At 67.6% G+C, this 22,463-nt stretch carries 10 protein-coding genes; 7 read left to right on the forward strand and 3 right to left on the reverse strand.

Features of this window, described 5'->3' with window-relative positions:
- Positions 1-18: 18 nt before the first annotated feature.
- Positions 19-1,443 (reverse strand): hypothetical protein, encoded by a 1,425-nt coding sequence (locus FOH10_RS04235; RefSeq protein WP_244961592.1) that lies wholly within the window; start codon positions 1,441-1,443, stop codon positions 19-21.
- 1,294 nt (positions 1,444-2,737) lie between these two features.
- Here FOH10_RS04235 and FOH10_RS34675 point away from each other — a divergent pair.
- Complete coding sequence (locus FOH10_RS34675; protein ID WP_186000709.1) at positions 2,738-3,418, forward strand: hypothetical protein; 681 nt, start codon at positions 2,738-2,740, stop codon at positions 3,416-3,418.
- Positions 3,418-11,850: a hypothetical protein gene (locus FOH10_RS04240; protein ID WP_186000710.1), complete on the forward strand. Its 8,433-nt coding sequence runs from the start codon at positions 3,418-3,420 to the stop codon at positions 11,848-11,850. Before FOH10_RS34675 ends, FOH10_RS04240 begins: the two co-directional genes overlap by 1 nt.
- Positions 11,851-12,255: 405 nt before the next feature.
- Here the strand turns inward: FOH10_RS04240 and FOH10_RS04245 are convergent, their stop codons facing one another.
- On the reverse strand, positions 12,256-13,146 hold the full coding sequence (locus tag FOH10_RS04245; RefSeq protein WP_186000711.1) for a patatin-like phospholipase family protein: 891 nt from the start codon (positions 13,144-13,146) through the stop codon (positions 12,256-12,258).
- Between the two features lie 68 nt (positions 13,147-13,214).
- Positions 13,215-14,546, reverse strand: a complete 1,332-nt coding sequence (locus FOH10_RS04250; RefSeq protein ID WP_143979699.1) for a fatty acid desaturase family protein — start codon at positions 14,544-14,546, stop codon at positions 13,215-13,217.
- A 511-nt stretch (positions 14,547-15,057) separates the two neighbouring features.
- On the opposite strand from FOH10_RS04250, the gene FOH10_RS04255 reads away from it, so the two are divergent.
- The 5 genes from FOH10_RS04255 to FOH10_RS04275 all read left to right on the forward strand — a co-directional run bounded on the left by FOH10_RS04255 (position 15,058) and on the right by FOH10_RS04275 (position 22,451).
- Positions 15,058-17,295, forward strand: a complete 2,238-nt coding sequence (locus FOH10_RS04255; protein ID WP_143979700.1) for a hypothetical protein — start codon at positions 15,058-15,060, stop codon at positions 17,293-17,295.
- A 9-nt stretch (positions 17,296-17,304) separates the two neighbouring features.
- The gene (locus FOH10_RS04260) at positions 17,305-19,764 is read left to right on the forward strand and encodes a hypothetical protein (RefSeq protein ID WP_143979701.1); all 2,460 of its coding nucleotides are present in this window, start codon (positions 17,305-17,307) and stop codon (positions 19,762-19,764) included.
- Positions 19,765-19,919: 155 nt separating this feature from the next.
- On the forward strand, positions 19,920-20,552 hold the full coding sequence (locus tag FOH10_RS04265) for a hypothetical protein (RefSeq protein WP_039818572.1): 633 nt from the start codon (positions 19,920-19,922) through the stop codon (positions 20,550-20,552).
- A 147-nt stretch (positions 20,553-20,699) separates the two neighbouring features.
- Positions 20,700-21,695: a hypothetical protein gene (locus FOH10_RS04270; protein WP_143979702.1), complete on the forward strand. Its 996-nt coding sequence runs from the start codon at positions 20,700-20,702 to the stop codon at positions 21,693-21,695.
- 489 nt (positions 21,696-22,184) lie between these two features.
- On the forward strand, positions 22,185-22,451 hold the full coding sequence (locus tag FOH10_RS04275) for a hypothetical protein (RefSeq protein WP_029931697.1): 267 nt from the start codon (positions 22,185-22,187) through the stop codon (positions 22,449-22,451).
- Positions 22,452-22,463: the final 12 nt, after the last annotated feature.

Genomic DNA, 22,463 nt, shown 5'->3' on the forward strand with positions numbered 1-22,463 from the left:
ATCCTCCCGGAAAACTCCTCAACCGTTGGGCACTCGGCCCTGCCGTGCGGCATATCGATCTGCGAACTCCGCAATGTAGTCGGCCGGTGTGATCGCGGACGACGAGTGCTCCAGCACACCGTCGTCGGCGAGGTAGAAGATCGTCCGGTCGGCCGCGATCGGCTTGTCGGATACCGGCGCGTACACCATCCAGCCCACCTCGAACCGCTCGGCGACCAGCTCCGACAGGAAGTCTCCCGCGGTGTCCGATCCCGGCCCGGTGACATAGTCCCGCACCCGGGAAATGGCCTGACCGGACGGCATCGGCTCGGGCACCGTCGATACGAGTCCAGCGGCCGAGTACTGGTAGTAGGCGCCGTCGATATCACAGCGTCCGTCGTCGCCGAAGAGCGCGGTCAGGAGGTCGCGCGTTACGGCGCCCAGCTCGGCGGCCGCGATCAGTGTCGCCACCGCTTCGCGCACGGCACGGTCGGGCCGATCCGAACCGGCATCGCTCGAACCGGCACTCGAGAGCCGCGTGACGATGTCCGCTACGGTGTCGGCAGTCCACATGCCCGGCACCGCGTCCGCGCATCGTGCGGCCGACGGAGACTGTCCGCGATACCACCGTCCCGACTCCCACCAATAGCAGAACGACAGCAGACCGGTCGTGGCGCGCGAGTTCAGCGCCGGCTCGGCCACCCATTCCGGCGCACCGGCGTACAGATCCGGCATCGGCGCACCGTGGTTGTATACAGCGGACAGGGTCGGGTCGTTCCACAGTCCGCCGGACAGCACCGCGCGCCCGGCCGGCAGCGCCGTCAGCGTGGAACCACCGCGGGTGGCAGCTTCGAACACACCGGTCCACGGCACCATTCGCGGGCCGCGCGGTGACCCTACGGCCACGAACGCCGCGGCGAGAGTCGCCCACCGTGACCACAGGAGCGGAAAGGGTGGGAACTCGTTCTCCGCGAGCACCGCCCACACTTCCGATTCCCGATCGGCGCGGGCCTGCTCGGCCGCCTGCCGTGGGCCGCGCCGTTGCCGGTCACCGTGGCCGGCGAACGCGGCCAGCCACACCGGTACCGTCGGGCGCGGAAACTCCCGCAGGTCGGCCCGAATCGCCTCCGGTCCCAGCGCGTGCGCCTCGACGAACGGCTCGGCACCGTAGTCGTAGTCCACTTCCGGCGCCCCGGATGCGTTCATCGACACCAGCATCCGCCACCACGGCCCCGCACCGGATGTCGCTGCCCGCGTGCGCAATTCCCGCGCGTGGACGAGTACAAGTTCCGGCGGACTCACCGATACGGTCTTCTCGCCGACGGTGTAGCAGAGATCGCCGATCTCGGCCGTGGTCGTGAGGGCGAACACCGCTGTCATTCGTTCCCATCCGGCCGGGCCCGCCGCGCCGAGAGCACGAACGAACGGATGCGCGGCAGTCAGCTCGCCGACCACGTCGGTCACGCCATCCTCCTCATCCTGGGCTGCCGCAGCCCGGCCGGGCACACCCGGCACGGCCGATCCGCCGACTCCGATCGCTCGGGCAACCCACCCCAACGTGCTCCAGTTCGACGCGAGCACACCGACGGTCCGGACGGTGCTCTCAGCGAGAGTGGCAGTCGATGCTACACGGCACCTGACCGTCGGATGCCTTCCCGGACTTGGGAACACGGCATTCTGAACGGCGGGAGGAGGCGAGTGCCGGTGACCGGTTTCGAGGTGAGTGCGGTGTGGTGCAGGACGATCGGCACAGCTCGGATGACCTGATATGGCTCCTTCTTTGCGGGTCGATCCCGACCGCTTGCGTGGACAGCTACCGGAACTCGACGGCCTTGAGGGGGCAATCAGGGCCGAATTGGACCGGCTCAGAACCCGACTCACCCGGGAGGGTGCCTGTTGGGGCGCCGACGACCCCGGTCGCACCTTCGCGGAAAGCTACGAGCCTGCCGCGCGCGACGGAATCACCAACTTCGAGAGTCTGGTGCGGAGCCTGCAGGGGGTGCGCGACGGCATCGCGGAAACCGCGGATGACTTCGAGGACCGGGATCAACAACTCGCCGAAGATATCCGCCGGACAGCACGGGCGGACGGCCTGGATCCCGCGGTGCCGCAGTCGCCCCCGCGTCCGTCCGGCGGTCTCGATCCTTCGGGGCCGGGGCCGGGGCCGGAGTTGGAGCCGGGTCCGTACCCGAACCGGAGCCCGATCCCATCTGCCGAAGACCCGAACTCCGGCCACCTACCGACCACGGGGTCCGAACAACCCACCTCGACCCCATTCGAATCCGACCCGCGGTCGCCCGAAGCGGTGTCGGCTCCGCCCGCCGGCGCGACAGCTCCACCGATGAGCGACGGGTCCGCCGCATCGGATCCCGCTTCGGCGCCATCGGTCTCCGGGGCTCCGACCGGGCCGCCCGGGTCCTTCACCGCCGGGCAGCCGGGTCGAGTGGGAGCCACGGTCCCGGGTGCCGCCCCGAATCGACACCCGGTGGCGCCCGCCGCGTACCGATGGGGTGAACGGCCGGCGTCGGCTTCGGCGAACACCCAGGGACGGACATCGGCGAGCACACCGTGGTCCCGCCCCCGCGTGACCGGCCCCGCGACCCCGGGCGCACCCCGGTCCCCGTGGCAGCGCAAGCCACCGATCAGCGCTGGCCCGGCGGAATCCTGGCGGCCCGGCAACCCACCGCACACTCCCGCGAAGCCGCGCACGGACGACCGGCGGCCGCAGCGCAAATCTGTTCCGGCGCTGCCGAGAACAGTGCGGACAGATCCGGCCGCACTGGCGGCCGCGGAGGAACTCGCGGCCCGGCACGGATTACGCCTGGCCGGGTTCGACACATCGGGAATCACCGGGCCGACCGTCCACGAGATCGCGGCGGCACTCGACGAGACACTCGGGAAGTTTCCGTTCCTCGAACTCGGTGGGCTGGCGATCGCCGAACTCAGCGGCGGCGTGTCCCGCGTACGGTACGAGTACGCCGGCGGGCCGGGGGCATGGATCGTCCTGGACCGCGCCGCGGTAGCCGATCCCGCCGGACTGCCCGCGCGGGTAGGTACCCCGGCGAGATCCGGTGATCTGTCGCGGGTTTTCGCCGCACAGCCCATGTACGCGACGATTGTCGCCGACCTCGGGCAGGTAGCGGCGGCCGCTGCGGGTCCGCGCACATCCCGGCTGGTTCAGCGCACCCTGATCGGCGAGTACCACCGCGTCAGCGGTCCCTGGGATCGTGGAGACACCCTGGCCGCCGTCACCCGTGGCTATCGCCGGTGGCGGGCACAGCTGAGCGGAACATGCTTTACCGGCGGTCGGCTCGATCCGCGGGCGACGAGCGCGGAGTCCTTCGCCGAGGTCGAGTTGTGCGGTGCGGGGGCGTGCGGCCCGGCCAAGGCGGTGCACCGGCTGGTGGTCGAGCGTGCCCGGGCGCGATCGGATCACTGATGGGGGTCAACATCCCCCCGGAGTTCCCACCCTGGCTGGCGGATTGGACGGTGGGGCATATCCCCGAAGCCGATGTGGACGCCATGCGGCGGTGCGGCGACGCCTGGTCCGATTCGGCCGACTTTCTACGAGCTCTGCGTGACGAGCAGCTGGCCGGGCTCCAGGCCGACGATACGATCCGCGGCTATACCGGTGAGACGCTCTCCGAACGATACAGCCGACTGGACCAGGACATCGGGAAGCTGGCGGAGTCCTGTGATGATCGGGCACGGCAACAGTACGAAAGCGCACTGGCCTACGAACTGATGCAATACCAGGCGGTATTCATCGCCGGCGTGCTGCTGACCCAGGTGGCCACGGCGCTACTCATGCCGCCGCCGGGCGGCCTGGTACAGCTGACGGCCGCCAAGGCGCGATCGAAGACGGCCATGCTGGCCGCCCGCGACACCTTGCGGAAGAAACTGCTGGAACTGGCCGCCAAGTACGGCGACAAGTACGGGACGTTCGTGGCAGCGCATCCGTTATCGGCGATGGCGACATCGGGTGCGGTATTCGGCGTGGCCGCCGGCGGTGGCGTCAACTGGGCGGCCCAGCGCCTGCAAGTGGAGCAGGGCGACCGGGATTCCGTTGATACGAAACAGGTGTGGGTCGCGACCGCGGCCGGCGCGGTGGGTGGCATAACGGGTGCCGTGGCGGGCGGTGCCGTGATGGGGCCGGCGAGTCGGCTGGCGGCGAACTCCGCATTGCGTGCGATTCGGGCGTACCCGCAGGTCATGGGGGTGCTCGCGGCGAGCGCGACCGGTGGTGTCGTCGGTTCGCTCACCGGCGGCGGCGTCGCCCTGCTACTCGACGGCGGACAACTCCGCGGTACCGACCTGCTGGCCATGCTCCAGGTCGGATTCGGTTCGGGCCTGGTCGGCGCTACCGGGGCCGCGATCCGAATCGCACGCTCCGTCGACCCGACCGCACCCGGTGTCGGCTCGGATTCGGTGGTGTCAGCCGACCCCCCGCGACCGGTGCCGGACGGCTCGGCGGGTCGGTCGGATGAGAGCGGTCTCGCCCCAGGAACCGATTCCGCGCGGCAGGCACGACTCGCCGAGGACGGCCGTGCGGCCCGATCGCCGGGACTCGGCGCCGAGCAGATGGCGGAGCGTTTCACCATCGATCGCGAGATCGGTTCGGCCACGGCCGATCCCACCGCCCACAACCTGATCCGGAACACCGACGGTGGCGCGCCGGATACAGGTCGGCATGCACCGAACAGGACGGAACACGACCGGGTGGCCGGTGCCGACAGCCCGCGACAGCTCGAGGAGTCGGGAGCGGTGCAGCACTCGGTCCAGCGCTCCGGACCGGCCAGCCCGCCGTATTCGCCGAATGCGGTGTCACCGACGAACCGATCGCCCTGGGGGAACGGTGCAGCAGGGCACGGCGGCGGTTCGGGTCACGGCGGCAGTGCGCATGCGGCCGACGGCGTGCGGTCGACGCGGACGGGGACGGTTCCGGGGACCTCGGCGGCACCGGATACACCGCCACCGCGTATCGATGTCGCCGAATCGCCGGTCACCGTTCGCAGCGCGGACGAGGTCCGGGTTACCCCCGAAACTCACGGTGACCTGCCACCGAAGGGTGACAGCGGCGCCGCGCGACCGGGGCACCCGCCACCGGACGGCGCGGCGCACTCGACTCCGGACGACGGTCCGGTACCGCCCCGGCAAGACCACGACGAAGCAGCCGCGTCCGCCGCCGACGCCGAATCGACGGTCCAACCCGCTCCCCACGAAGGGGCGGCCGAGGGTGACCCGACCGCGAGTACCGGCGATCCGGACGGTTCGCCGCGAAGCGCCCGTGATCGGGCGGCCGAGGTGCTGGCCGACTTCCACGCGAACTCCGGCGAAGGGGTCGCCGAGCATCTGCGGCTCGGCAATCTCTCGGATGAGGCATTGCGGGCCAAACTGTTCGACAGCGATTCCGACCAGTCGATGCTCGCGACGATGGAGGTCATCCGGCGCGGCACGGTCAGTGATGCCGTACCGGATGGGATGGTGTTGCGCGTCGAACAGCTCGAGGGTGTGTACGCACTGGCCGAGCGTCCGGTGGAGATGAAACCGGGCGAGGGCAAGTCGCTGATGTTCCTGGCGGCGGCCATGCAGCGAGCCGTGCAGCACGACTCGGTCCTGCTGGTGACGACCACCGACGGGCTGGCTCACCGCGAGTTCGTCAAATATCGAAATCTGTTGACCGACTATGGAATCGATGTCTTCCGCGCCGACCAACAGCAAGGCTTCGGGCCGATCACCGACAGGCCGGCGATCGTGGTGGCGACCGGCGAAACGGTCGGCCATCTGACCAATGCCGGTCATCTGCCGCCACGGCGTGCGCTGATCGACGAGATAGACGGGATCATCGACCGCGGCGAGCGGCAATTCCTCCGATCCGAAGGAGCGGACCGAACCGCACCCGAATCGACGGCGCGCGAAGTCTTCGCGGCACACGACTTCCTCGCCGACGCGCGCGCGGAGGGACGGTTGTCCCACGAGGATTTCGGGCTCCGGCAGCTCACCGAAGAAGTCGGTGTGCACCCGGATGGAACGCCCGAAGTCGAGTTCTGGTACGACGGCCAGGCTTCGCTGACGCCCGAAGGACGGGCGAAGGTCGAGGCGCTGCCGGATGGCAGGCGATGGCTGGACGGGATGGGACTGTCCCGGCTCGAGATGGCCGCCGCGGCCGAGTTCACCACGCGCAACAAGACTCACTATGTGATGGATGAGGGCAAGATCGTCATCATCGATCAGGGCGAGCACGGCCTGCAACGCAATCCGACGACCTCGAGCGAATCACGGTGGAGCGCTGAGGAAGGCGCAGCGAGCCTCGCCCAGGCCATCGAGGCGAAGGAGGTGCGCGCCGCCGAAGCCCGCGGGCTGAGCTCCGAACAGCATCGGATCGAGATCCGTGCCGACGCCGACTCCACCACACGGATCGATTCGGTCGAGATCTACCGCTCGGGGGGCAGGTTCTTCGACGAAGTGACCGGCGCGTCGGGCACGCTCGCGGACCTGAATCCGGTGCTGGAGAAGATCTACGGCCTGGAGAGCGCACACCAACTCGACCGTTCCCAGCCGCAGCGGCTGGTGGAGGGCGAGCCGGAAGTGGTGGCGAACACCCGCGCCAAGCTGAGCTCGATCGCCGAGAGTGCGTACGGCATCTGGGATGGCGGCCGTGGCCGGTTCCAGGAAATCCTGGTTCATCGCAACGACCTGGTCGACCGGCAGGTGGACGCGCTGGTACGCGAGGGCGTGCCCCGGGAGGCGATCGAGGCGGTGGACGCCGATCGAATCGCCGGGTGGGGCGCGGACTGGGAAGCCCAGTTGCAGAAGATCTTCGATGATGCCGGTGAACCGGGCAAGATCCTGGTGATCAACCGGCAGGGCCAGCGCGGCGTCGATATCGCCGTATCGGAGGAGGTGCTGGCGAAGGGCGGCATGCATGTGTGGCGGACCGAGGTCTCCGAACAGTCCTACATCGCCGAGCAGGGCAAGAACCGTACCGCCCGTAACGGTGCCCCCGGCACCACCCAGGCGGTGATGTCGCCGCAGGACGCGCTGATCCGCAACGCCATGCACCTGCGTGGGGTTCGCGAGGCGGTGATCCACTACGAACAGGCCACCGCCGCCCACCGCGCCGATCCCACCGCCGACAACCGGCACGCGATCGTCGAGGCGAGCCACCACCTCAATTCGATGGTGCCCGACCTGCAGCAGCGCGCCCTGCGGCATGCGACCGCGGACTTCCTCCGCAACCACGCCCACAGCACCGACAACCCGGCCCGCGTACTGTCCGAAGCCGAGACCGGAGTCCACCGGGCCCGCACCGACGACGGGCGGTCCGATGGGGTCGCCCGCCTGGCCGGTCTGCTGGGAATCTCCACCTCCGTGATCGTCGGCGCCTTCGCCGTACTCGAACGAAACGATGTCGAGCATCCGTTCCGGGAACTGCTGGAACAAGCCGGTATCCCATCCGCCGCCGCCGAGGCACTACAACAGCAGGTCGCCGCGACCGCGCCCGCGGCGACCATGCCGAACTCATCGCGTACCGCCGAACAGGCACCGCAACACCTCAACTCGCGTCGGGATCGGCTCGCTGTCGAACTGGGCGTGCCGATCGCCGACATCGTCGGCGCCGAAGGCCGGAACACCCTCGGTGCCGCAGCGACGGAAGCCAGGAACGGCTTGGCGACATCACTCGGATACCCGCTGTCCAGTGTCACCCCGGCCATCGCCCGCGACATCGTCGGAGAAGCGGTCGAACGCCATGTCACCACCACGCACCGCGACAGCCGGCCGGACCTCGAGGGCCCTACCGCACCTGCGACGGCCGATCCGGCGGCGGTCAACCGGAGCGCCCACAGCCCGGTGGTCGACGACATCGTTGCCCGTGCGGCACGGTATCTGGCCACCTCGGCCCTGTTCGATCTCGTGCAGCAGATCTCGTCGGACCAGTCCGAAGAATCGAGGAACCCGGCAACGCCCGATTCGCCGCAGCGGGCCGAGCCCTCCCGGCCCGCGCTTCCTCCCCGCACCAACATCTTCGACGAGGTCGATCCACTCGACCCGCATTTTCCCCAGCAGCATCGTGGGACCGGTGCGGCCAGGCCGCCGTTGCCAGCCGGGGCCGTCTTCCACCACCACAACGACGAGCACGGCAACCCCGAGCACCCGCACGACGCACGTCTCTGGGACGCGCCGCGCCGACAGGCAGCTGAACCTACCGGCCGGACCGAGCATCGTGAAATCATCGTTCGCCATCACCCGGCACGTCCCGGTGAGCGCGATGCACCCGCGCGCGCTGCGACCGAAGCGTGGGATTGGCTGGCGCGGCAACTGTCCGGCTGGCCCGCCGCACGGATCGATGACGCCGGCCTCACCCTGGCCGATGTGGTGGAGCACAGTGTGCGCACGACCGGCGACGACGTCCGGGTGGTACTCGCGATCAGCGGCACGCCGGGCGCTCGCCGACTTCGCATCGCCGTACACGACCGAGGGCAGCACCGGCCGCCCGACTCCGTGCTGGAGGACTCCAGCCACGGCCGCCTCGACGTGCGCCTCGCCGACGGCGACCCGGACTGGAGTCGGGAGCTGTCGTTTCGCGTGCTCGAGACACCTGCTCTGCCCCGATGGCTGACCGATGTGCTCGCATCGGTCCGGCATGTGCCGCTGAGCGCCGACGGTGAACCCGCGATCGCGGTCCGCTTCCGGAACTTCGCGCGACTCGCCGAGGTCCTGGCCCCGCTCCGGTCCGTGACAGCGCCCTTGCACGTCAGTCAGGACTCCGCCGACCAGCAGCTGCGCCACATCGGCCGAAGAAACCACAGCCGCCTCCACGCCGGGAGAACCGACGTAGAACCGGCCTACATAGTGGTTGGTTCGGACGGTGAATCCACCGAGCTGTCGATCTACCCGTTCTGGGACCAGGACTTCCGCGACGGCATGCGGCATCTGGACCGCACCGGACGCGGCGACGGAATCGTTCCACTCACCGACTTCGTTCACGCGATCATCGATCGGCGCGGCAGAAGCTTCGCTTCGGACGAGGAGGCCCGGGCCTTCGGAGAGGAGCATTCGCCCGAAAGCAGGGACCATCGTCGCCTCGCCGACCTTTACATAACCGAGGGTGCGGCCATCAACAGGTACCTGCGGGGTGAGCCCGACTGGCGACGGTCAACGCGGAAGATCAGGACGAGCGACGAGATGGACAGTCTCGTCACCGAGATCGATGCGCTCATGCTACCGCTGGCGGAGTCGATCTGGATCACGCGCAAGGTGGACCCCGCTGCCGTGCGGGCACTGAATGACTTGCAGGTGGGCGACCGGTGGCGGCAGTCGGCATACCTGACCGGAACGACGGGCCCGGAGGCGCCGTACTTCCTCGCTCATCTACCCGGCACGCTGCGTCTGCTGGTGCCGCGTGGAACCCCCGCATGGTTCATCGCCAACGGAGGCAAACCCGAGATCGTTGTCGGGCGGGGACGGGATGTGGTCGTGCGCAAGGTGGAATCGGACGGAGGCACCGTGCACATCACGGGAGACATCGCGGCGCCTCCGACGGCGACCGTCTCCGGCGAGCCGAAGGGCTCGATGCCGGGACACGGCGTCGCGGCGCGGACGGCGGCCGAGGACGTGCGGGCGGCCGCCGCCCGGACTCGGTGGGCAACGCAGGAGGAGGACTCGGTACGGATCGCCGATCGCCGTCTCGCCGATGTCGCGGCGGAACGTGACGCGGTACCGACAGATGCACGCGTGCAGGCCGCCGCGACCGGCCTGCTCGGCACGGTCGACATCGGCAAGCTGGAGTCGGCAGGGAACACGGTCGGTGCGGAACTGATCCGTGCCGGGAACGACGCCGACCAGGTCGACCCGTACGACACGGTCGAGTCGAGCAAGGCCTTCGACCACTATCGGAAGCTGCAGTTCATGCAGACACAGCTGGACGACCTCATCGCCCTTGTGCAGCGGCCGGACCAGGTCGTACCCAGGGCATATCTGGCGTGGCTGATCGAATACCTCGATGCTGCGACGGCCTGGCTCGCGGAATGGACGGGTCTGGAGGGCACGGCCCGCACGCACACACCGCAGGGAACCGACGGTACGACCGCATCGGTACACGCTTCCGACGACGAATCGATCGATCAGCCACCGCAGCTGCGTACTCCGACCGACCGACCGGACACGGACGGGGTTTCCGGGACGCTCATCGTCCGCGAAGTCAAAGGCATGCGCGGTGCACACAAGGATTCGGTCGCTGGCCTGATCACTCGGATCGGCGCGGACGGCGGACCGAATTCCCTGGTCCTGCATGCCGTGGAGGCGCGTGGGCCGTCGCACCTCGAATTACGGGTAGACCTCGGAACCCCGTTCGTCGTCCAATTCGATGTCGACGGCGTCGCCGTACGGGTACGGATCGTGTATCGCATCCACGACGACGGGCGCGTTCATGTATCGATAGCCCATCGCGATCCGGATGTCGGCCACCCGGGTTTCGCCAAGGCGCGCGGCATGATCGATGCGGCCCTGCTGAGTCGCTTCCCGGCACAGACGATCCATATCTCGGAGAACTTCGAGGCGAAGGCAGACCACCTCGAGCGCACCCTCGAGCCGACGGTGCGGCCGGGACGTGAAATCGGCCCGGGGGACGCGACAGCTACGCCCTCTCGTGCCACAGCACGGGACGGCGGCAACCTCGCCGACAGGCAGGATGGTCGGCGCTCCCACTCCCCGTCGCTCACCCCGTGGAGTGCTCGCTCCCCGGCCGCCCTCCCGGCGGACACCGAACCGTCAGCGGTACCTTCTCCCGTCACTCCGTGGACCGCGCACCGAGCCACCGACCGGACCCGTGACGAGCCGGAGACCGGCCCCAACGCCGTCGAGACCGAACTGATGCGCTATGCCGGATTCGGCTATATCGGCGACCGACCCGACGAAACGCCCGGGGAACCGACCGGTGCCGAGTTCTTCCAGTCACCACACCAATTCGAATGGGAGCGGGGTTGGCTCACCGCCAACAGCGCCCGGCTCGGTGCACTGGGTGCGCTCACTCTGGCCGCATTGGAAGCCGAGGCGCTGCTCGAGCTGCCCGATACGCGGCAAGGCTCGCTGTTGATCAGGCAGGAGCGCCCGCGGTTGCCCGGCGAGATACAGCCCATCTGGAAGTTGCGGACGCTCTCCTCGGACGATCCGAACCGTCCCAGCGTCATCGGCCGGGCGGCGCGGACCTTGTCGCTCGATGAGTTACCGCAGTGCGCCTACATCGCGATCGTCGGTGCGAGGCCACTGCTCACCCCCGATATCGACCTGACGATTCGAGAGTTGGTACCGACCGAGCGATCGCGATTTCTCCGTGTTCCCCGGGATGGGGTGTACACGCTGCACTATCCGGGCTGCCGCTCGCACCGGAATCCGTCACCGGACTACTTGCGGACGCGTCGCTACGCGGACATCCTCCTTCCCGACATCATCTCCGGAACGTTCTGCACCTACCTGATGGACGAGGTCGTGGCGCCCTTTCAACGTCGCGAAGCGCATAAGCTCCGCGACAGCTACGCAGGCCGTGAATTGTCCGCCGAGGACCGGGTCGGGCTGTGGTTCGCGACCACGGTGACCAGCATGTTGGACGCACCGCCCGACTCAGCTCCGCGACTTCTTCAGCGTGCGCTGGACATCGGGACGTCGGCCGAGGACCGGGCGCTGCGGAGGTTCACCGCACTCGTCGCCGAATTGCTCGCCGGTCACGATGATTTCGGCAATTACCTGCGGCATCGCGCCTTGTCGGAGACCCAGGCTTACATGCGGGATGTACGAGCGGCCGTCGGGCGTCGTCACTCGGAGGGCGCCGCCGAACAGGTGCCTTTCCTCAGGGCACTCCTCCGGACCTCCTGATGCTTAGCCCCTCGTCGCACCTCGGACTCACCTACCGTGGAGGAATACAGACCATCCGCGGGCATCGGAGCCGAATATGGTTGTCAACCTGGAGGATTGGCCGTGGCCGGAGCGCACGTTCATGGCGCGGTTGAGTCCGCAGTCGCGAAAGTCGCTGCTCACGTTGGGAACTCCTCAGCCCAGGGAGGTCGCCAATGTCGGCACCGGATCATCGACCCGAACCGATCGCAGCTGATCTGCTGTACTTCACCTTGATTCAAGCGCACAGCCCCTACGCCGCCGCTCTCATGACGGCCGCCGTGATGGCATCCCGCGACGACGCGGGCGCTACACCGTCCGAACGCTCACGATAGTCGCGTCCATTGCACGCATGACGAGTCGATCGATTGATCGTGTGGCCCCTCGTCAGGCGATCGTCTCGGTTCGAGTGCCGGTGACGGTCCGCTCCGGCAGCCCATCCCGATCGACGAAATTCAGCAACTGCTCCTCGGTGCGGGAATCGATCCACTTCGTGGCGATGTCATAGCCGGTATCGAACAGCTCCCCGGTTGTTCGCACTGGAGTTTTGAGGGCTGCGCCGTAGGGCTGGTGGGCGAATATGGTCGACTCGCGCACGGTTTCGTCGTGGAACGGACGCGGGCGACGGGGAACGACGGGTAACGATGGATGGAGCAGGGGGAAGATCAGGCCGCCTCGGCTGTCGTATGGTCGCGGTCCGTACAGGTCCAGGACCAAGGCGCGGTGCGGGGCGAAGATGTCGTGCGGAACCCGATACTGGCAGCCCCCGTCGAAAAGGTCCTCCAGCCCCGCGGCGGCGGGCAGGGCTCCCGGTATGCGGGTGGCGGCGACGAGTGCGTCGGCGACGGGCAGATCGGACAGGCCCAGTACCGGCAGGTCTCGTGGCAACAGCAGGGTGCCGTATTTCGCCGAGTAGACGGGTATCAGCAGCGACGACGTGAACCGGTGTGGTTGGTGGTCGGCGGGTTTCGGATCGACGGCGAAGTCGGCGAAGGTGCGGTCACCCGCGATGGCGTGGGCGAGTTCACGAATCCGAGCCTCGGGGTAGAGGCCCTGGCGGCTGAGCATGGCACGAAAGCTCCTCGGGCCCAGCACATCCTGCTCGGGATGTGCTGTCGCCAGCTGTCGCGCTCGGTCGCGGTCGATGCCGAGCGCGACCGCCGTGGCGGCGAGCGCGCCACCGCTGACGCCGACGACGATCGGTTGCGGAATGGGAACGGGATGTGTGCTTCTCCGCGCCAGCCGGGCCGTGAGGGCGTCCACCGATCCGACGGCCATTCCCACCATCATCGGCAGACTGCGGCCGGCCACCCCGGCGAGAATCCGAACCACTGGTCTTCGCTGTGTCAACGACTGCCCTTTCGCTGTGTCACGCCGAACTGGTCGACGGCCGACCTGGTGGAGCGCCGCCGAAAGCGGCCGAATGTGCGATCGGCCCGGCGAATCGACGCATCGGCTGCGGCCAATGCGGTGCGCAGGCCGCGCCGCGCACCGGTGGCCGGGTCGATGGTCGGCTGGACGCGCTGACCGCTCGATGTGAGAGAAACCCCGAAGAACTTCCGTTCGGAGCGAGTCTCGGCGGCATCGTCCGACGTCGAGCGAAGAAATCGGTCCGGTAGCGCGAGCTTCCACACGGTTCGGTAGGCGAGCCAGAACTGTGCCGGGAGCGATCCGGTCGTGTACGGCAGGTCATACTTCTCGCAGAGTGCGCGGACCCGCTCGGCGATCTCGGGGTAGCGATTGCTGGGCAGATCGGGGAACAGATGGTGTTCGATTTGGTAGCAGAGGTTGCCGCACAGGAAAGCCAGTACCGGGCCGGCGGTGAAGTTGGCGGTCCCCAGCAATTGCCGCAGATACCACTCCCCTCGGGTCTCCCGCTCCAGCTGTTCGATGGTGAACTTCTCCGCGCCATCGGGAAAGTGACCGCACATGATCACCAGGTAGGACCACAGATTGCGCAGCAGTAGGGCCGATGCGTTCGCCGCGAGCGTATGCCGGAACCCGCGTCCGCTCAGCGCTGGGAACAGCAGGAAATCCTTGCTGATCTGGCGAGTGAACTTTCGCGCGAAATCCCGGTTCGGCTGGGACCGCAGGTTGTGTCGGGGAACGTTCGGCTGCCGTCGTTCGAGCGCCCAGTCGTGCACGGCGATGGCCCATTCGAACCCGGCCGCGACGACCAGACCGCTGATCGGTTGAACCAGGTGGACGGGCCGCCACGGCTCGTCGCGGGTCATCCGCAGCACCACGAAGCTGAGGTCCTCATCCATCCCGTACACGTTGGTGTAGGTGTGGTGAACGTAATTGTGCGAGCGCTGCCACTGCCCGGAGGGTCCGGCGAAATCCCACTCCCAGCTCGTCGAGTGGATTTCGGGATCGTTCATCCAATCCCACTGGCCGTGGGCGATATTGTGGCCGAGTTCCATCATCTCGATGGACTTGGCCGCCGCCAGCAGCACTGTCCCGGCGATTCGTGGTGCACGGTATCTGCTGGCGCACAACAACAGACGCGCCGCCGTCTCCAGTCCCCGATGAATCCTGATCACCCGTTGGATGTAGTCCGCATCTCGTTGTCCGAGTGAGTCCTCGATGTCTGTTCGGATCTGATCGAGTTCGCGTCCGAAGGATTCGATATCGACTGCGGTCAGATGGGAGTACGACTGAATATTCGTGATAGCCAATACGATTCACCAAGTTGCCCGGACGCTGCCGGAGATTCTCGTCGAGGTTTCTTGATCACCATGAGAGCTACCGGCGGTCGCTGCCATGTAATCCGCCGTAGCGGGGCGTTCTGCCGTCCGGAGCGATGCAAACCTAACCGGTACAGCGTGATTCGCCAGCAGCGGGAACTATTCATGACAGCGCATGGATCCGCGTCCGTGCCGTGTATCACGGCTCGACCGGCGGAGTCGACGGGTATCGCGATCCCACGGTCGGTGTGTCAGCGGCCCGGCGGCTTCCCGAGGCGCTGGCGGCGTTCCCAGGGGTGGGGATGTTCGACAATGGGGTGGTCGGAAAGGAAGTCAAGGTGTAGTCGGGATGGGCGCGTGCGTCGCGTGCTGGTCCGGACTACGCGGTCGACACAGTCCACCACCGGGACGGATCAGGAACTGCCGATGACTCGAGACCGTGACGGGATCGATCGTGGACGGGTGTTCGCCACCGACCGTCTGACCCAGGGCGGGTGAGCCCATGGGCTTTTGGGACGGCGTCGGTGACTTCTTCAGTGAGTACGGCGATGACATCCTGGTCGGGGCGGCCGGTGTAGGAGGGTTCCTCATCGCCGGTCCGGCCGGTGCCGCGCTGCTGGGCGGTGCTGCCTCGGGGCTCAATTCCTGGAGACAGGGCAACAGTTTCGGCGAAGTAATCGGGGACGCCGCGCTGGGGGGAACATTAGGTCTGATCGGCGGCGGGATCGGTTCGCTCGGTTTCCGGGGGGCGCTGTCGGTGGCGGGTGGCAAGGCCGTGGGCGCGAGTATCAAGGAGGGCGGAAAAGGGCTTTTCACCAACGGTTTCCGTGGGGCGCTACCCGGCGCGTGGAACGGTGCCCGTACGGGGCTGAATGTCGGTACCGGCAGATTCATCATGGGCGGACTCGGGTCCGGGGCCGGCACGTGGGGAGGGATGAACGCCAGGGAAAACTATGGCGCCCTCCAGGCTGGAGGTGCCGCCGGGCCGGTCCCCACGATGGACTACACGTCGAAGCTCATCAGAGACGGTCGGCTCACCGTGGACAGCGCCTACACCGCCCATGTCCACGGTCCGGATCGCTCCAGCGCGAACTGGCCGGACGGGCTGGAGTTGCTGTCCACGGGTGGTGAGAAGAACTACGAGGACTTCACCGAAAGCGTCTACACCAGTTGGGAAATGTTCGGCCGCGGTGACACGGAGGACGCTCCCGCCAGTCCCCGCGTCGAGCAGACTTCCGGTGAGGACAGCGCCGCGATCATCAGCTACGTGTCGAGCGCCAAGGAACTGAAGACGAAGTACGACGACCTGCTGGCCGCGGACGCGGCGCTCGGCCTGACCGAGGAGGAGAAGTCGATTCTGCTCGAGGAGGTGGCCCGGATATCGAAAACCTCGCGGACGCAAGTCGAAAGCGCGGTCGCCGGGTTGCGGGACTTCGCCACCGTCAATCCGATGAATGTCGAGCAGTTGTCGCTGCTCATCTCGCAGGGGGCGATCGAGCGGGCGACCGGTCCGATGGAGGAGGACGAGTTCGTGTCGCAGCTGATCGACACCCACCTCGCCCTGATCACCGGAATCATGGACGCCGCCACCGGCGAACTGCAGACGCTCGCGACCGAGGTGGAAAGGCTCACCGCCGACGATCCCGGGGCCGACGACAAGAAGGACGAGGGCGAGGGCGACGGTGACAAATCCGATGGTGACGAATCGGGCAATGGCAACGACACGCCGTACCCATATCCGTACCCCTACCCGAATCCGAACCAGTACCAGAACGGCGGTACGACGGGCAGCCAGTTCCGGCCGATCGATTTCGGTCTGAACGGGACACCGACCGCCATCCGCGACGCCAGCCGGAGCAGCGGTGCGGACAATCCGAGCGCGATCCGTGAGGGCGTCGGCGGCGACGACCGCACCCCTGCGGAGGCTCCACCGCCGCGATCGACGACGTCGCCCACGTCGAGTCCGACGCCGGTATCGAGCCCGACACCGACCGCGGCACCGTCGACCGGGACGGGACTGGACCCGCTGTTGCTGTCGAGCCTGCTGAACCAGAAACAGCGAGAAGAACCGACCGAGGGCGACGAAGAACGCGAGCGGCGCGACTCCGACCCCGGTCCGGAACAGCCGGGGATCGTGCAGTCCGGCCCGGCCGCGCCGCCGACGTCCACCACGGGCCAGCAACCAGCCACCACGACGGCGAATACTCCGGCAACGAACACTCCGGCGACGAACACCTCGGCGACGACACCCCGCACGCAGGTCTCCAGCAGCCAGCCGATGCTGCGGCCGAACACGGACAAACCGATGGTGTACACCTTCCCGGACGGCCGCACCCAGGAGGTGTCGGCGGTGGTGTATGCCGCGCTGGATGCCGCGTTCGACAATGCCGCGACCACCGACGCGCGGGCAGCCTACGAGAGCGCCGCCGTGGCGCTGAACGAGCAGCGTCTCGGCGCCCCGGTGGATCCGTATCAACTCATCACCGGCGATGTCGCGCGGTGGGATCAGCGGACCGCTCTGGTCGTCGCTTTCGATACCGAGAGCAGCGGGACCCTGGAGGTGATCGTGGCCGGTGAGTTGCTCTCGTTCTCCGCTGAAATGCGTGACAACCAAGGAGATTTCGGACCGTTCGCGGGCTTCTTCCATCCGCCCGGAATCGATGTCTCCGGTTCGACGGATCGGGCGGCGGGAACGGCGCCGGAGGCCGACACCGCGGCCGTCGCTTCGGTTCCGGCGTAAGGAGACTCGATGAGCTGGTGGCAGACGGGACTCTCGCTCGGCGTCAGTGTCGCCGCACCCGTGGTCGGCAATATGATCGTGCCGGGCGCCGGCGGGCTCATCGGGGGAGCCGTGGGCGGTATGGCGGGCAGCTTCATCCAGGCCGGGGAGATCGATTTCACGTCCGGCAACGCGTGGGTATCCGCTGGTCTGGGTCTGGTGGGGTCCGGGGCGGGCGGCGGGCTGTCGCGGGTGCTGCGCAACGGGTTCGAAGATGCGGGTGTTGGCAGGCGGTTCTTGCAGAACCGCGCTGGCAGAGCCGCTGCCAACGGTATGGACGCACGGCTGGACCGACTCGGGAACCGGGCGCATCAGCGAGTCATGAACCAGCCCCTGAGCGATTTCGGCGGCCGCATGCAAAACCTGCGGGCCAGGAATCCGCTCGGCAATGCGCCGAGCAGGCAACAGCTTCGCAGCGACGCCGCCGACCAGGCGCGTCGCGATATCAGAACGAGAGCCCGGCAGCGGTTGGAAGGAACCGCCGCCAACAGTGCGAGTACGAGAGCGGATCGCTACCGGGAACTCTTCCGATCGGGCGAACGCAGCGGTCGCTGGGGCACGGCGACGCGGGCGGGGCTGGGGAACAACCTCCTGCGTGGTCTCGGCGGGCTGGCGGCGTGGTCGGTGGCTCCCGGCCGCTGGGACTCGGATGATCCGGCCGGTGTCGGCGGCTCGCCGGAGACCGATCGCACCGCGGCGCAAGGGATCTGGGTCGGCGGCCACGTCGAGTCCATGGGGGAGGGGCAGTTCAAGCCGGGGCCGGGCAGTGGCCCGCCGGGGGAACGGGTGGGCTTTCTGTTCCAGCCGAACGGCATCGCAGCCGATTTGCAGAGCTGGTACGGATCCCGAGGTGGTCTGGACGGCAACGGTTCGCTGGCCGACGGGCTGAGCGACAACTGGCAGTTGTTCGGCGACGCAGGCAACTTCGAGACCGACAAGGCGACCGTGCCGCCATTGCCGACGGTGCCCATGCAGATCGGTGCCCAGACGCCCGCCGCGTATCAGGAAGCGGCGAGCAGGCTGGTACAGACGGCGCAGCAGTTCGACGCCATCCAAGAGGAAGTGGCCGAACAGGTCGTCGAGTCCGCCGAGAACACCGAACTCGGCCGGGAGCAGATCTCCGCCCTGATCCGCGGGATCAATCTGAAGGCGCAGACATCCGACGGTACCGATGCGAGCTTCGTCGAGCTGCTCGGGCAGGCGTTCGCCGAGAACCTGTCGACCATGGAGGAGCGCTCCGGCACAAGTTCCGAGATCGCGAAGGTGATCGCGGATATGGAAGCCCGAATGAATGCGCAGCTGGAGGAGGACCGGAAGGCACTCGCGGAGGCCATGAAGAAGTGGCAGGAACTGCCACAGAATCCAGGCAACCCCTACAACCCCGGAACGCCCCCCTGGCAGCCGAGTCCGAACGATCCGAGTTCGCCGTCGCCGACTCTGCCCACACCGAATATCCCGACCCCCTCGGACCCGTCGAAGCCCTCCGATCCCGGTCGCCTTCCCGGAACTCCGGGCGGTCCGTCCACACCGGGCGGGCGGGATCCGATCACCCGGGATCCGAGCAGGCCGAACGACCCCACCTCACCGTCGGTTCCGGCACCGGTGACGCCACCGTCCGGTGGAATGGGGTCCGGTCTGGCAGGTATGGGGTCGAACCTGCTGGGTTCGTTGTTCCCGCTGCTGGCTGCCCAGAACGGGCTGTTCGGCCAGCGGGATCAATGGGGCAGGGAGAGCGATCCGCGGCGCTTCGATCGTGAGCGATTGTCACCGGTGCAACCGCCGCAGGTGCAGCCGCCGCAGCCGCAGCCGACCACACCGCCCGGACAGCAGAGTCCACAGGGCACGGGCACGCCTGGAGGCCAGCCCACACCGCACACCGGCCCGACGCCGGGTGCGACCGCCCCGCAGGATTCCGGAACGCCGCCGCGTACCACTCGTTCCGACGGCAAGGTGCTCTACGACTTCAAGGACGGCCGCACCCAGTACGTGTACCCGAAGGTCTACGACGCGCTGGAGGCCGCCTTCGCCGATACGAAGGGCACGGACGCCCGGGCGGCGTACGGGATGGAGACCGGGAAGTCGGGAGAACCGAAGGACAAGTACCCGGGCAGCCGCGTCGATCCGAACCAGTTGATGACGGGCGATATCGCGATGTGGGAGGACGGCCGGACGGCGTTGCTGGTGGTGTTCGGCGATGAGAACGGCGGCCCGTCGGGTGGCGGCACGCTCGAGGTCATCGTCGACGGTGTGTTGACGGAGTTCGGCCCCGAAATGAGCGACGCCGAAGGCGATTTCGGCGCGTTCGCCGGGTTCTTCCACCCGCCGGGCATCGAGGAGAGTGCCTCCGGTACGACGTCGGGGGATGCCATCCCGGCGACCGACCCGACGGTGCAGCCGGTGCCCGCGATGCCGGTGTCGGCGGTCGGCTGATGTCGAGTTCCCAGGGCTGGGCAGACCCATAGAATTACTCTATGGTGCAACCCACGCCTTGGGGACCGAAGGCGGTTCAGCACTCCCCGGAACGACCGTCGGGACGGCGAATCAGCGGAGCGGCATTGGCGCGGGCCGGCCACCCGGTACTTCGAGTGTTGCGCGCCGCGTTGGCGGGCAAATGGGGTTATGTGATCGCGGTGGCCGGCAGTATCGTCACCTTTCTGCTGTTGTTCCAGCCGTGGATCATCGCATCCGGCCCCGCGGGAAAGGTACGTGCGAATGCCTTCGGCCGGATCGACGCGACCACCAATTATCTGACCGCTTGGTCGCAGCTCAAATCGCCTACCGCGGATGTCACCGGAATGTGGGCGCTGTTCACCAGTGCCGCCCTCGTCATCTCGGTGGCCGCGGTGGTGATCCATCTTCGCCTTCGATCCGACCTGATGGACCGGCTGGCGACGATTGCCACCGTCGCCGCCGCGGTATTCGTATTGGCGACGCTGGTCTACCTCAACAGCAAGGGATCCGACCTGAAAGCCATGACGACCCGCCGGTGGGACCTGGGCGGTCAGGTCGGTTCCCTGATGGCCTGGGCGTTCGGAAACGGGCAGCTCATCCTGCCCGGCATGCGTGAGGTCGGGTACTCCTCCGCGAGCCTCACGCCCGCCGCGATGTTCGCCAGCATCACCTCGATCGGCTCGGCGCTGGCGTGTATCAGTCAACGAATCCTCGGTCGCAAACCGAATAAATATCGATCGCCGGACGTCGATTCCGGAAAAAGCTAGCAGGCTCCATCCCAATTACTCGCGGCTACTGGCGAGTAGAATTCGTGTTGATTGTGACCGGGGTCGCAGTGTGCTTGTTAATAGGGTCACAAGCCTTCGATCTGCCTTGTTCTCATGTTCCGGCCAAGCTAGCGTAATCAATCGTCAGTGGCCGATGGCGCCCATTGCAGAACAAATTATTCGACACTCGCGTCGGTGTTCGTAATGGTGATCGACACGGGTATTGCAGAGCCTGGAGAAATGTCCACTCAAACGCCTTGGCAAGTTCAGGAAGATCCGACCCGTCCGTACGCGGGCGACGAGGAATTCGTTCGAGCGGTGACCGTGCGCCGCTTCGATCTCCGATCCGGCTGGGGCTATCTCTGTATCGCGGTGACGAGTCTGGTCACCCTGGTACTACTGTTCCAGCCTTGGCTGTCCGCGACGGGACCGAACGGCACCGTCACCGTCGACGCCTTCGGGAATATCGTCGACTGGCCGATCGCCTACGGCCGTCCGGAGGAGAACATCAGTGGCGCATGGGCTTTTCTGGCCGTCGCCGCGCTGGTCGTGACCGTGGCCGCGGTCCTGCTGCGGCTGTGGATCCCAGTTCGGACGCTGTCGCGCCTGGTGCTCGCCTCGGCCTCGGCCGCGGCGCTGCTCGTCGTGGCCGTGCGGTACTACCTGGACGGCAAGGGGTCCGAACTCCGTGCGCTCACGGAACGGACCGACGCCCTCGACGGCAGTCTCGGCGATCTGCTCGATACGCTCCTCACCGGCAACCAGAACCCGGCGGCGGATGCGGTCGCGCCGACCGCCGCCGGTTCGAGCTTCGAACTCGCGGCGACGCTGAGTTGTGGCGCCGCTGCGGTCACGGTCTTCGTCGCGCTCCTGACCGTGCTGTGGCATCCGGGTAGATCGGTCGCTACGGTCCGGTCGGCCGAAACGTTCGAGGGATTCGACTATGGCGGACCCGGCGGGTCCGGAAAAGGCGCGTCGGGAAATCGGAAGTCGGGCAACCGCATCGACGCGCCGATGATCAACTCGGCGAGCATGGACCCGTCCGAGTACGTGACACCGCGGACGAAGACCATGGCGCCGGGCCGGACATCCGACACCTCGGTCCCGCCGAGGACGAACACACTGGTGTCGGTATTCGTGTGAACCGCGGTCGAACCGCCGTTGACGCCGCGGACTCGCAGCAGCGCACCCTCGGCCGTGACCACCGTTCCCAGTGTGCTGCCGCGACCGGTTTGAACCGGTTTCTCGTCCGGCCCACCGGACCCGTCGGTGGCCCAGCAGCCCACGGCGACAATCAGCACAGCCACGACGATCCCGACGATCGAAACCCCGGTACGCACAACCTTTCCCAGCGGCCGGCCGGGCGACGATGGCGCATCCGGACCCGGCCGTGCGGGCACCGGAGCCCCCGAGGTTCCGACCTCGTCCCGTCGCTCGCGCAGGCGCGACCACGGAGTCGGGCTTGGGTGACTCATGGGAGTCGACGGTAGCCCGCGGCGGCCATCGGCCTGTCACCATCGACGGGAGCACCCGGCCCGGTCGTGATCGGCGTTCCCACGGTTGGGGATGTTCGACAATGGGGTCGTCGGATGAGGAAAGCCAGGGTGTGGCTCGACGGATCAGGAACAGCAGATGGCACGAGACCGTGACGGTGTTCTCCGAGAGGCTCGCGACATCCTCTCGCAGAGCGAGGATCTGGAGCGCAAAGCCGGCCTCGCCGTGCAGGTGCACGAAGCCGACCTGGCCTATCACGAAGCCGCCGAACGACTGTCCGCCGCCTACGACGCCGCACTGGACGGCGGCTGGTCACCCGCGCAGCTGGGTGAACTGGGGCTGTCACGTCCGCGCCACCCCGAGCCCATCGGGAAGCGTCCGACGCGGATAGCGAGGCGGCAATAGGCGGGAGGAGGA

The sequence above is a fragment of the Nocardia otitidiscaviarum genome (assembly GCF_007362295.1).
In the GTDB taxonomy this organism is placed as follows: domain Bacteria; phylum Actinomycetota; class Actinomycetes; order Mycobacteriales; family Mycobacteriaceae; genus Nocardia; species Nocardia otitidiscaviarum.

Coding starts and splice junctions, on each gene's coding strand:
- FOH10_RS04240 (WP_186000710.1), top strand. CDS start 3,418: ATGGGGGTCAACATCCCCCCGGAGTTCCCACCCTGGCTGGCGGATTGG.
- FOH10_RS04275 (WP_029931697.1), top strand. CDS start 22,185: ATGGCACGAGACCGTGACGGTGTTCTCCGAGAGGCTCGCGACATCCTC.
- FOH10_RS04245 (WP_186000711.1), bottom strand. CDS start 13,146: ATGGCCGTCGGATCGGTGGACGCCCTCACGGCCCGGCTGGCGCGGAGA.
- FOH10_RS04255 (WP_143979700.1), top strand. CDS start 15,058: ATGGGCTTTTGGGACGGCGTCGGTGACTTCTTCAGTGAGTACGGCGAT.
- FOH10_RS04260 (WP_143979701.1), top strand. CDS start 17,305: ATGAGCTGGTGGCAGACGGGACTCTCGCTCGGCGTCAGTGTCGCCGCA.